Source organism: Pseudomonas sp. RU47, assembly GCF_004011755.1.
GTDB lineage: Bacteria > Pseudomonadota > Gammaproteobacteria > Pseudomonadales > Pseudomonadaceae > Aquipseudomonas.
The window spans coordinates 1,296,823-1,309,022 of record NZ_CP022411.1; the positions used below are offsets into that span (position 1 = coordinate 1,296,823).

The window sequence follows — 12,200 nt, forward strand, 5'->3', positions numbered from 1 at the left end:
GAACAGGATTGCGGAGAAAGTAGATGAGCGCGCTCTATATGATTGCCGGCACCCTGATCGCCTTGGGTGTGCTGGTCACCTTTCACGAATTCGGCCACTTCTGGGTCGCGCGTCGCTGTGGCGTCAAGGTTCTGCGTTTCTCCGTAGGCTTCGGCATGCCGCTGCTGCGCTGGCACGACAAGCAGGGCACTGAGTTTGTGGTCGCGGCGATACCGCTGGGCGGCTACGTCAAAATGCTCGATGAGCGCGAAGGCGAAGTGCCGGTCGATCAGCTTGATCAGTCGTTCAACCGCAAATCCGTGCGTCAGCGTATCGCTATTGTTGCGGCCGGCCCGATTGCCAACTTCCTGTTGGCGTTGGTGTTCTTCTGGGTCTTGGCCATGCTCGGCAGCGAGCAGGTGCGCCCGGTCATCGGTGCGGTTGAATCCGGCAGTATCGCTGCCAGTGCCGGTTTGAGTGCAGGTGAGGAAATTGTCGCGGTCGATGGTGAACCGACTTCCGGTTGGGCGGCGGTCAATCTGCAATTGGTCCGACGCCTTGGCGAAAGCGGTTCTCTGCAATTGCTGGTGCGTGAACAGGGTTCTACTGCGGATTCGCCGCGTGAGCTGAAGCTGGATAACTGGCTCAAAGGCGCTGATGAGCCGGATCCGATCCGCTCGCTGGGTATCCGTCCATGGCGCCCGGCTTTGCCGCCGGTGCTCGCCGAGCTCGATCCGAAAGGCCCGGCCCAGGCGGCTGGCCTGAAGACCGGTGACCGCCTGTTGGCTCTCGATGGTCAGGCGCTGAATGACTGGCAGCAGGTGGTCGACACCGTTCGTACGCGTCCTGATACCAAAATCATGCTGCGCATCGAGCGCGACAGTGCTCAAATCGACGTCCCGGTGACGCTGGCGGCGCGTGGTGAAAGCAAATCGCCAAGCGGTTATCTGGGGGCGGGCGTAAAAGCTGTCGACTGGCCGCCGGAGATGATTCGCGAGGTCAGTTACGGGCCTCTGGCTGCGATTGGCGAGGGTGCCCGTCGCACTTGGACCATGAGCATTCTGACGCTCGATTCGCTAAAGAAAATGCTGTTCGGCGAGCTCTCGGTAAAAAACTTGAGTGGACCGATAACCATTGCTAAAGTGGCGGGCGCTTCTGCCCAGTCGGGCGTCGCTGATTTCCTGAATTTCCTTGCTTATCTGAGTATTAGCCTGGGCGTTCTGAATTTGCTGCCCATTCCTGTATTGGATGGGGGGCATTTGTTGTTTTATCTGATCGAGTGGGCGCGTGGTCGTCCCTTGTCGGATCGGGTGCAAGGTTGGGGGATACAGATCGGTATCAGTTTGGTGGTCGGGGTGATGTTGCTTGCTCTGGTCAACGATCTGGGTCGACTGTAACGCTTCGCTGAATTGCGAATCTGCCGCATTTTGCGGCAGTTTGTTTATTGCCAGTTGGAATAAGAAAGGACTTCATGAAACGTCTGCTGCTAACTGCGGTTCTCACCGTATTGATGATCGCCGAAGTTCACGCCGAGTCCTTCACTATCTCTGATATTCGCGTCAATGGCCTCCAGCGGGTCTCCGCGGGTAGCGTTTTTGGTGCCTTGCCGTTGAACGTCGGTGAGCAGGCGGATGATCGTCGCCTGGTGGAATCCACTCGTGCGTTGTTCAAAACCGGTTTCTTTCAAGATATCCAGCTGGGTCGCGAAGGCAACGTTCTGGTCATCACGGTCGTCGAACGTCCGTCGGTCGCCAGTATCGAGATCGAAGGCAACAAGGCGATCTCCACTGAAGACTTGATGAAAGGTCTCAAACAATCCGGTCTGGCCGAAGGCGAGATCTTCCAGCGCGCCACCCTTGAAGGTGTGCGTAACGAACTGCAGCGTCAGTACGTCGCGCAAGGTCGCTACTCGGCTACGGTCGATACCGAAGTGGTCTCGCAACCGCGTAACCGCGTTGGTCTGAAAGTGAAGATCAACGAAGGTACCGTTGCCGCCATTCAGCACATCAACGTGGTGGGCAACACGGTTTTCCCCGAGGAAGACCTGACCGACCTGTTCGAACTGAAAACCACCAACTGGCTGTCGTTCTTCAAGAACGACGACAAGTACGCCCGTGAAAAGCTTTCCGGTGACCTGGAACGTCTGCGTTCCTACTATCTGGACCGTGGCTATATCAACATGGATATCGCTTCGACCCAGGTGTCCATCACCCCGGACAAGAAGCACGTCTACATCACTGTCAACGTCACCGAAGGCGAGAAATACACCGTTCGTGACGTCAAGCTCAGCGGTGACCTGAAAGTTCCTGAAGATCAGGTCAAGTCCCTGCTGCTGGTGCAGAAAGGCCAGGTGTTCTCGCGCAAGCTGATGACCACCACATCCGAGCTGATCACCCGCCGTCTGGGTAACGAGGGTTACACCTTCGCCAACGTCAACGGCGTACCGCAGCCGCATGATGATGACCACACCGTCGACATCCTGTTTGCTGTTGATCCGGGCAAGCGTGCCTATGTCAACCGCATCAACTTCCGTGGCAACACCAAGTCCGAGGACGAAGTGCTGCGTCGTGAAATGCGTCAGATGGAAGGTGGCTGGGCTTCGACCTACCTGATCGACCAATCCAAGACTCGTCTTGAGCGTCTGGGCTTCTTCAAGGAAGTCAACGTTGAAACCCCGGCTGTGCCAGGTGTCGACGACCAGGTTGACGTGAACTATGCCGTTGAAGAACAGGCTTCCGGTTCGATTACCGCCAGTGTCGGTTTCGCCCAGAGTGCCGGTCTGATCCTCGGTGGTTCGATCACCCAGAACAACTTCCTCGGTACTGGTAACCGCGTCAGCATCGGCCTGACCCGCAGCGAATATCAGAGCCGCTACAACTTCGGCTACGTTGACCCGTACTGGACCGCCGATGGCGTGAGCCTGGGTTACAACGCGTTCTATCGCACCACTGACTACAAAGACCTCGACGTCGATGTAGCAAGCTATGCGGTAGACAGCCTGGGTGCCGGCGTCAACGTTGGCTACCCGATCAGCGAAACTTCGCGTCTGACCTTTGGCCTGTCGGTTCAACAGGACGAGATCAAGACCGGTACCTACACCGTTGACGAGATTTTCGACTTCGTTAACAAGGAAGGCGACAAGTACCTGAACTTCAAGGCGTCGGCCGGCTGGTCCGAGTCCACCCTGAACAAAGGCGTACTGCCGACCCGTGGCCGTTCCCAGAGCCTGACCCTGGAAACCACCGTGCCGGGCAGCGACCTGTCGTTCTACAAGCTTGATTATCGCGGTCAGCTGTTCCAGCCGATCAGCGAGAACTACACCCTGCGCCTGCATACCGAGCTGGGTTATGGCGACGGCTACGGTGGAACCGACGGCTTGCCGTTCTATGAAAACTACTATGCTGGTGGTTTCAACTCGGTTCGTGGCTTCAAGGACAGCACCCTCGGTCCACGCAGTACGCCGAGCCGTGGTACCAACCCGGGCACGCTTGCTGACCCCGACCAGGATCCGCTGCCGTTCGGTGGTAACGTCCTGATCCAGGGTGGTGTCGAGGTTCTGTTCCCGCTGCCATTCGTGAAAGATCAGCGCTCCCTGCGTACTTCGGTATTCTGGGACGTGGGTAACGTATTTGACTCGCAGTGCAAGGACACTACCAATGCGAACGGCTCGACGTCGAACACCAAGTGCAACGACATCAGCCTGAGCAACATGGCCAGTTCCGTCGGTGTGGGTGTGACCTGGGTCACCGCACTGGGTCCTCTGAGCTTCGCGTTGGCCATGCCGATCAAGAAGCCGGATGAGGCTGAAACTCAAGTGTTCCAATTCTCCCTCGGCCAGACGTTCTAAGCGTCTGACCCAAGATAACGACAATGGATTTTGTAGGAGTGCATCGTGCGTAAGTTGACTCAATTGGTTCTCCTGGCCTCCTTGATGGTGGCAGGCCCGGCATTTGCCGACATGAAAATCGCTGTTCTGAACTATCAGATGGCCTTGCTCGAATCCGACGCAGCGAAGAAGTACGCCGTGGATGCCGAGAAGAAGTTCGGCCCGCAACTGACCAAACTGAAAACGCTGGAAAGCAGCGCCAAGGGTATTCAGGACCGTCTGATGGCCGGTGGCGACAAAATGCAGCAAGGTGAACGTGAGCGTCTGGAGCTGGAATTCAAGCAAAAGGCCCGTGACTTCCAGTTCCAGTCCAAGGAACTGAACGAAGCCAAAGCTGTTGCCGACCGCGAAATGCTCAAGCAACTGAAGCCGAAACTGGATAGCGCAGTGGAAGAAGTCATCAAGAAAGGTGGTTTTGACCTGGTGTTCGAGCGTGGCGCAGTGATTGATGTCAAACCACAGTACGACATCACGCGCCAGGTTATCGAGCGCATGAATCAGCTGAAGTAACCCATGACCGTGACTATCAAGCTCGGCCAGTTGGCCGAGTTCCTCGGCGCCACCCTGCGTGGCGACCCTGAGAAGCAAATTACTGGGCTAGCCACTTTGCAAGAGGCTGGCCCAGCTCAGTTGAGCTTTCTGGCAAACCCTCAATATCGCAAATACCTGGCAGGCTCGCAGGCAGCAGCACTGCTGCTCAAAGAGGCCGATGCCGAGGGTTTTGCCGGTAATGCGTTGGTGGTGCCTGATCCTTATCTGGCTTACGCACGCATCTCACACTTGTTCGATCCCAAGCCAAAAGCCACTGCGGGTATCCATCCTTCGGCGGTCATTGCGGCGGACGCAGTGGTTGATCCAACCGCCAGCGTCGGTCCTTTCGTGGTGATCGAGGCCGGCGCGCGGATCGGTGCGCAAGTGACACTGGGCGCGCATTGCGTCATCGGTGCACGCAGCGAAATCGGTGAGGGCGGCTGGCTCGCTCCACGCGTGACGCTGTATCACGATGTACGCATCGGCAAGCGCGTAGTGATTCAGTCCGGTGCCGTGCTTGGTGGTGAAGGCTTCGGCTTCGCCAACGAAAAAGGTATCTGGCAGAAGATCGCGCAGATCGGTGGCGTGGCCATCGGCGACGATGTCGAGATTGGCGTGAATACCGCCATCGACCGTGGCGCTCTGGCCGATACCGTAATCGGTAATGGCGTGAAGCTCGACAACCAGATCCAGATTGCCCACAACGTTCAGGTCGGTGATCACACCGCGATGGCAGCGTGCGTCGGGATCTCCGGCAGCACCAAAATCGGCAAGCATTGCATGCTCGCCGGCGGTGTCGGGCTGGTCGGCCACATTGATATTTGCGACAACGTTTTCCTGACCGGGATGACCATGGTGACCCACTCGATTACCGAGCCGGGTGCCTATTCTTCCGGCACAGCCATGCAACCGGCGGCCGAATGGCGCAAAAGCGCGGCCCGCATTCGTCAGCTCGATGATATCGCGCGGCGTTTGAAACAGCTGGAAAAGCGCGTAGGGGAAGTGACCCCTGACGGCAATGCTTCATCAGATGGCTGATACCATTTCCATATCAAGTGTGCACAGCCGCTAGACTGCCTCCTTGATTTGCTAGAGGAGTGCGCGTCAGTCGCGCTCCCAATCTTTACATAGGCTTCCCCCCGAAATGATGGACATCAACGAGATTCGCGAATACCTGCCTCACCGTTACCCGTTCCTGCTGGTGGACCGGGTGGTGGAACTGGACACTGAAGGCAAGCGCATTCGCGCCTACAAGAATGTCAGCATCAATGAGCCGTTCTTCAATGGTCACTTCCCTGCGCATCCAATCATGCCGGGCGTGCTGATCATCGAAGCGATGGCTCAGGCTGCCGGGATCCTCGGTTTCAAAATGCTTGATGTGAAGCCTGCCGACGGCACGCTTTACTACTTCGTCGGTTCCGACAAGCTGCGCTTCCGTCAGCCTGTGTTGCCGGGCGATCAGCTGATCCTCGAAGCCAAGTTCATCAGTTGCAAGCGCCAGATCTGGAAGTTCGAATGCCAGGCTTCGGTCGATGGCAAGCCGGTCTGCTCGGCTGAAATCATCTGTGCGGAACGCAAGCTATGAGTTTGATTGACCCTCGCGCAATCATCGATCCGTCGGCCGTTCTGGCTGACGGCGTCGAGGTCGGCCCGTGGTCGATCATCGGCGCAGGTGTGGAAATCGGCGAGGGCACCGTGATCGGGCCGCATGTAATCCTCAAAGGCCCGACCCGCATCGGCAAGCACAATCGCATCTACCAGTTTTCCTCGGTAGGCGAAGACACGCCCGATCTGAAGTACAAGGGCGAAGAAACCCGCCTGGTGATCGGTGACCACAATGTTATCCGTGAAGGCGTGACCATTCACCGTGGCACCGTGCAAGACCGTTCGGAAACCACGCTGGGCAATCACAACCTGATCATGGCCTATGCCCACATCGGGCATGACAGCGTCATCGGCAATCACTGCATTCTGGTCAACAACACCGCGTTGGCCGGGCATGTACATGTGGATGACTGGGCGATCCTTTCCGGATTCACCCTGGTTCACCAGTATTGCCACATCGGCGCTCACAGCTTTTCCGGTATGGGCACTGCGATCGGCAAGGACGTTCCGGCGTTCGTCACCGTGTTCGGCAACCCTGCCGAAGCACGCAGCATGAACTTCGAAGGCATGCGCCGTCGCGGTTTCAGCGAAGACGCGATTCATACCCTGCGTCGCGCTTACAAAACCGTCTATCGCCAAGGCCTGACGGTTGAGCAGGCGCTGGCCGAACTCACTGAACCTGCTGCGCAGTACCCGGAAGTGGCGATATTCCGCGACTCCATCCAGTCGTCGACTCGCGGCATCACGCGCTGATCATGGCCAATCTGCGTATTGCGCTGGTGGCGGGTGAAGCTTCCGGTGACATTCTCGGCGCCGGTCTGATGCGCGCCCTCAAGGCACAACATCCGGCGGTCGAGTTCATCGGCGTCGGCGGGCCGTTGATGCAGGCTGAAGGCCTGACTTCGTACTTTCCCATGGAGCGTCTGTCGGTGATGGGACTGGTGGAAGTCCTTGGTCGCCTGCGCGAGTTGCTCAAGCGCCGCAAGGATCTGATCGCCACGCTGATCGCCGAGAAGCCGGACGTATTCATCGGTATCGATGCACCGGACTTCAATCTCAACATTGAATTGAAGCTGCGTCAGGCCGGGATCAAAACCGTGCATTACGTCAGCCCTTCGGTGTGGGCATGGCGGCAGAAGCGTGTACTGAAGATTCGCGAAGGTTGCGATCTGATGCTGACGCTGTTGCCATTCGAAGCCAGATTTTACGAAGAGAAAGGCGTACCGGTACGGTTCGTCGGCCACACGCTGGCCGATACCATCCCACTGGAAGCTGATCGCGCTGCGGCCCGTGCCGAACTGGGCTTGCCCGACGGCCCGCTGGTGGCGCTGATGCCCGGCAGCCGTGGCGGTGAAGTGTCCCGCCTCGGCGCGCTGTTCCTCGATACTGCCGAACGTCTACGTGCGATGCGCCCGGGTTTGCGCTTTGTCATTCCGTGCGCCAATGCGGAACGCCGCGCGCAGCTTGAAGAGCTGCTCGCTGGCCGGGATCTGCCGGTGACCCTGCTCGATGGCAAATCCCATCTTGCCCTGGCGGCATGCAATGCGGTGTTGATCGCCTCCGGCACCGCCACCCTCGAAGCGCTGTTGTATAAGCGGCCGATGGTGGTGGCTTATCGCTTGGCGCCGCTGACGTTCTGGATCCTCAAACGCATGGTCAAGAGCCCGTACGTGTCCTTGCCGAATCTGCTGGCCCAGCGTCTGCTGGTCCCGGAATTGTTGCAGGATGATGCGACGGTCGAAGCGCTGGCCCAGACGCTGTCGCCGCTGATCGACGGTGGCGAAGAACAAACACGCGGTTTCGACGAGATCCATCGCACGCTGCGGCTGGATGCCTCCAATCAGGCGGCGGACGCCGTCCTTAACCTGATCGGTCAGACACGATGAGCAAGACAAGCATGCAGATGGGCCTGGATTTCACCCTGGTCGCCGAAGTCGACGAACTGGTCGCCGGCGTCGATGAAGTCGGTCGCGGCCCGTTGTGCGGTGCCGTGGTCACGGCAGCGGTGATCCTCGATCCGAACCGCCCGATTCTCGGGCTTAACGATTCGAAGAAGCTCACCGAAGCCAAGCGCGAAAAGCTCTACGACGAAATCATCGAGAAATCCCTGAGCTGGTGCATCGCCCGCGCCGAAGTCGAAGAAATCGACGAGCTGAACATTCTCCACGCGACCATGCTGGCCATGCAGCGCGCGGTCGCCGGCCTGCACATTCAGCCGAAACTGGCGATGATCGACGGCAACCGCTGCCCGCAGTTGCCGATGCGCGCCGAAGCGGTGGTGCAGGGCGACGGCAAGGTGCCGGCGATTGCTGCTGCGTCGATTCTCGCTAAAGTCAGTCGCGACCGCGAAATGGCTGCTTTCGAATTGATCTACCCGGGTTACGGCATCGGCGGCCATAAAGGCTACCCGACGCCCGTTCATCTGGAAGCCTTGGTACGTCTCGGCCCGACGCCGATTCACCGACGCTCGTTCGCCCCGGTGCGTCAGGCTTATGAAGCGCTCGAAGGCCTGACACAGGTTTAGTCGCAAGGCTGATGTTTTGTTCGAGGCCCGGTACAATCCGGGCCTTGTTGTCTCTATGTAACTGGACAGGATCACTATGCCGGCTTCATTCGTTCATCTACGCCTGCACACTGAATACTCGCTGGTCGACGGGCTGGTGCGGATCAAGCCACTGGTCAAGGCGCTGACCGGCATGAACATGCCTGCCGTCGCGGTCACTGACCAGAACAACATGTGTTCCCTGGTCAAATTCTATAAAAACACCATGGGCGCAGGCATCAAGCCGATCTGCGGCGCCGACCTGTGGTTGTCGAACAAAGACCCGGATGCACCGCTGAGCCGGCTCAGCCTGCTGGTGATGAACGCCAAGGGTTATCGCAACCTCACCGAGTTGATCTCGCGCGGCTTCATCGAAGGCCAGCGCAACGGCATGATCATCGTCGAGCGTGAGTGGGTCGCCGAAGCCAACGAAGGCCTGATCATGCTGTCCGCCGCCAAAGAAGGCGAGATCGGCATGGCCATGATCGGCGGCAACCCCGCTGAGGCCGAAGCCTTGGCGCGCGAGTGGATGGCGGTGTTCCCGGATCGTTTCTATCTGGAAATCCAGCGCACCAACCGTCCCAACGATGAAGAGCAATTGCACGGCGCCGTTGCCCTCGCCGACAAGCTCGGCGCGCCGCTGGTGGCGACCAACGATGTGCGCTTCATCAAGCAGGAAGACTTCGCCGCCCATGAAACCCGCGTGTGCATCGGTGAGGGCCGCGCCCTCGACGATCCGCGGCGCTCGAAGAATTACAGCGATCAGCAATACCTGAAAAGCGCCGAGGAAATGATCGAGCTGTTCAGCGATATTCCCGACGCGATTGAAAATACCGTCGAGATCGCCAAGCGCTGCAATATCGAAGTGAAGCTGGGCACTCACTTCCTGCCCAACTTCCCGATCCCCGATGGCATGACCATCGATGAATATTTCCGCAAGGTGTCCTTCGACGGTCTCGAAGAGCGCCTGTCGGTGCTGCTGCCCAAAGACACCACCGAAGACTACGAAGCCAAGCGTCAGGTCTATGTCGATCGGCTGAATTTCGAGCTGGATATCATCATCCAGATGGGCTTCCCAGGTTACTTCCTGATCGTGATGGACTTTATCCAGTGGGCCAAGAACAACGGCGTGCCGGTAGGTCCTGGCCGTGGATCGGGTGCCGGGTCGCTGGTGGCTTACGTGCAGAAGATCACCGACCTCGACCCGCTGGAATACGACCTGCTGTTCGAACGTTTCCTTAACCCGGAACGGGTATCCATGCCCGACTTCGACGTCGACTTCTGCATGGACGGTCGTGACCGGGTGATCGACTATGTGGCCGAGAAATACGGCCGCAACGCGGTAAGCCAGATCATCACCTTCGGTTCCATGGCCGCAAAAGCGGTGGTGCGTGACGTGGCGCGGGTGCAGGGCAAGTCCTACGGCCTGGCGGATCGTCTGTCGAAGATGATTCCGTTCGAAGTCGGCATGACCCTGGAAAAAGCCTACGAGCAGGAAGAAATCCTCCGTGACTTCATCAAGGTCGATGAAGAGGCGGCAGAAATCTGGGAGATGGCGCGCAAGCTCGAGGGCGTCGTGCGTAACGTCGGTAAACACGCCGGTGGTGTGGTTATTGCCCCGACCAAGCTGACTGACTTCTCGCCGATCTATTGCGACGAGGCCGGCGACGGCCTGGTTACCCAGTTCGACAAGGATGACGTCGAAGCCGCCGGCCTGGTGAAGTTCGACTTCCTTGGTCTGCGGACCCTGACGATCATCGACTGGGCGCTGAAAACCATCAACCGCGACCGCGCCAAGGTCAACGAGCCGCCGCTGGATATCGCGTTTATCCCGCTGGACGACAAACCGACGTACTCGTTGTTGCAGAAAGCTGAAACCACTGCGGTGTTCCAGCTTGAATCGCGCGGCATGAAAGAGCTGATCAAAAAGCTCAAGCCCGACTGCCTGGAAGACTTGATCGCACTGGTGGCCCTGTTCCGTCCGGGCCCGCTGCAGTCCGGCATGGTGGACGACTTCATCAACCGTAAGCACGGTCGCGCCGAATTGGCGTACCCGCACTCGGATTACCAGTACGAAGGCCTCAAGCCAGTATTGGCACCGACTTACGGCATCATCCTGTATCAGGAACAGGTGATGCAGATTGCTCAGGTCATGGCCGGTTACACCCTCGGCGGTGCGGACATGCTCCGTCGCGCCATGGGTAAGAAAAAGCCCGAAGAGATGGCCAAGCAGCGCGGCGGTTTCATTGAGGGTTGCGCGACCAACAATATCGACGCCGACCTTGCCGGTAACATCTTTGACCTGGTAGAAAAATTCGCCGGTTACGGCTTCAACAAATCCCACTCCGCCGCTTACGGTCTGGTGTCGTACCAAACGGCATGGCTGAAAGCCCACTACCCGGCGCCATTCATGGCCGCGGTACTCTCGGCGGATATGCACAACACCGACAAGGTCGTGACCTTGATCGAAGAAATTCGCACCATGAAGCTGCGTCTCGACGCGCCGGATGTGAATACTTCGGAGTTCAAGTTCACGGTGAACGACGATGGCCGCATCGTGTATGGCCTCGGCGCGATCAAGGGGGTCGGTGAAGGCCCGGTGGAAGCGATCACCGAAGCGCGTCAGGAAGGTCCGTTCAAGGATCTGTTCGACTTCTGCGCGCGGGTCGACCTCAAGCGCATCAACAAACGCACGCTGGACGGTCTGATCCGCAGCGGTGCGCTGGATCGTCTGGGCCCGTACTTCCACGACGAGCAAAAGGCTTATCAAGCCAACATCGACCGTAACCGCGCCGTGCTGCTGGCGGCGATGGAAGAGGCGATCAAGGCTGCCGAACAGACCGCCCGCACCCACGACAGCGGTCACGCCGACCTGTTTGGCGGGTTGTTCGTCGAGGCAGATGCCGACGTTTACGCGTCCCATCGCAAGGCCAAGGAGCTGACCCTCAAGGAGCGTCTCAAGGGTGAGAAAGACACCTTGGGCCTGTACCTGACCGGTCACCCGATCGACGAATACGAAGGCGAGATCCGCCGTTTCGCCCGTCAGCGCATCATCGACCTGAAGCCGGCCCGGGATACACAAACCGTGGCGGGGATGATCATTGCCCTGCGGGTGATGAAGAACAAGAAGGGCGACAAGATGGGTTTCATCACCCTCGACGACCGCTCGGGGCGGATCGAGGCGTCGCTGTTTGCCGATGCGTTCCATTCTGCGCAGTCGTTGTTGCAGACTGACGCGATGGTGGTGGTCGAAGGTGAGGTCAGCAACGACGACTTCTCCGGCGGCCTGCGCTTGCGGGTCAAGCGCGTGATGAGCATGGAAGATGCGCGCACCAACCTCGCCGAGAGCCTGCGCCTGAAGCTGCAAACCCAGGATCTGAAAGGCGATCAGCTACGCTGGTTGGGTGATTTGCTCAAGCGTCATCGCGGCGCGTGCCCGATTACCATGGAGTACACCAGCCCGGATGCGAAGACCTTGCTGCAGTTTGGCGAGACGTGGCGGATCGACCCGGCAGATGCCTTGATTCAGGCTCTGCGTGACCAGTTCGGGCGAGACAACGTCTTCCTCCAATACCGTTGACCGGCGAGTGCCATTACTGCGCTTGCCCGCAACCTGAATTTTTAATCTCGACCTCAGCGCGCCTCTCCCTTAAGGTA

General features: G+C 58.6%; 9 protein-coding genes. All 9 read left to right on the plus strand.

The window, feature by feature from the left end:
* Positions 1 to 23: 23 nt before the first annotated feature.
* Positions 24 to 1,376 (plus strand): sigma E protease regulator RseP, encoded by a 1,353-nt coding sequence (gene rseP, locus CCX46_RS05765; RefSeq protein WP_127926011.1) that lies wholly within the window; start codon positions 24 to 26, stop codon positions 1,374 to 1,376.
* Positions 1,377 to 1,450: 74 nt separating this feature from the next.
* Complete coding sequence (bamA, locus tag CCX46_RS05770) at positions 1,451 to 3,826, plus strand: outer membrane protein assembly factor BamA (RefSeq protein ID WP_127926012.1); 2,376 nt, start codon at positions 1,451 to 1,453, stop codon at positions 3,824 to 3,826.
* 45 nt (positions 3,827 to 3,871) lie between these two features.
* Entirely contained in the window at positions 3,872 to 4,375 is a 504-nt protein-coding gene (locus CCX46_RS05775) for an OmpH family outer membrane protein (RefSeq protein WP_007908849.1), read from the plus strand.
* A 3-nt stretch (positions 4,376 to 4,378) separates the two neighbouring features.
* Positions 4,379 to 5,434 carry a UDP-3-O-(3-hydroxymyristoyl)glucosamine N-acyltransferase gene (gene lpxD, locus CCX46_RS05780; RefSeq protein ID WP_127926013.1) on the plus strand — a complete coding sequence of 352 codons (1,056 nt, stop codon included), beginning with the start codon at positions 4,379 to 4,381 and terminating at the stop codon, positions 5,432 to 5,434.
* A 106-nt stretch (positions 5,435 to 5,540) separates the two neighbouring features.
* On the plus strand, positions 5,541 to 5,981 hold the full coding sequence (fabZ, locus tag CCX46_RS05785) for a 3-hydroxyacyl-ACP dehydratase FabZ (RefSeq protein WP_003222142.1): 441 nt from the start codon (positions 5,541 to 5,543) through the stop codon (positions 5,979 to 5,981).
* Complete coding sequence (lpxA, locus tag CCX46_RS05790) at positions 5,978 to 6,754, plus strand: acyl-ACP--UDP-N-acetylglucosamine O-acyltransferase (RefSeq protein WP_127926014.1); 777 nt, start codon at positions 5,978 to 5,980, stop codon at positions 6,752 to 6,754. Before fabZ ends, lpxA begins: the two co-directional genes overlap by 4 nt.
* A 2-nt stretch (positions 6,755 to 6,756) precedes the next feature.
* Positions 6,757 to 7,887, plus strand: a complete 1,131-nt coding sequence (gene lpxB, locus CCX46_RS05795) for a lipid-A-disaccharide synthase (protein ID WP_127926015.1) — start codon at positions 6,757 to 6,759, stop codon at positions 7,885 to 7,887.
* An 11-nt stretch (positions 7,888 to 7,898) separates the two neighbouring features.
* Positions 7,899 to 8,525 carry a ribonuclease HII gene (gene rnhB, locus CCX46_RS05800; protein WP_127930358.1) on the plus strand — a complete coding sequence of 209 codons (627 nt, stop codon included), beginning with the start codon at positions 7,899 to 7,901 and terminating at the stop codon, positions 8,523 to 8,525.
* Between the two features lie 76 nt (positions 8,526 to 8,601).
* Positions 8,602 to 12,123, plus strand: a complete 3,522-nt coding sequence (gene dnaE / locus CCX46_RS05805; RefSeq protein WP_127926016.1) for a DNA polymerase III subunit alpha — start codon at positions 8,602 to 8,604, stop codon at positions 12,121 to 12,123.
* Positions 12,124 to 12,200 lie beyond the last annotated feature (77 nt).

What these genes read in the sequence shown, in the direction of transcription:
- lpxD (WP_127926013.1), top strand. Translation starts at nt 4,379, where the DNA reads ATGACCGTGACTATCAAGCTCGGCCAGTTGGCCGAGTTCCTCGGCGCC.
- rnhB (WP_127930358.1), top strand. Translation starts at nt 7,899, where the DNA reads ATGCAGATGGGCCTGGATTTCACCCTGGTCGCCGAAGTCGACGAACTG.
- rseP (WP_127926011.1), top strand. Translation starts at nt 24, where the DNA reads ATGAGCGCGCTCTATATGATTGCCGGCACCCTGATCGCCTTGGGTGTG.
- dnaE (WP_127926016.1), top strand. Translation starts at nt 8,602, where the DNA reads ATGCCGGCTTCATTCGTTCATCTACGCCTGCACACTGAATACTCGCTG.
- lpxA (WP_127926014.1), top strand. Translation starts at nt 5,978, where the DNA reads ATGAGTTTGATTGACCCTCGCGCAATCATCGATCCGTCGGCCGTTCTG.
- fabZ (WP_003222142.1), top strand. Translation starts at nt 5,541, where the DNA reads ATGATGGACATCAACGAGATTCGCGAATACCTGCCTCACCGTTACCCG.
- bamA (WP_127926012.1), top strand. Translation starts at nt 1,451, where the DNA reads ATGAAACGTCTGCTGCTAACTGCGGTTCTCACCGTATTGATGATCGCC.
- lpxB (WP_127926015.1), top strand. Translation starts at nt 6,757, where the DNA reads ATGGCCAATCTGCGTATTGCGCTGGTGGCGGGTGAAGCTTCCGGTGAC.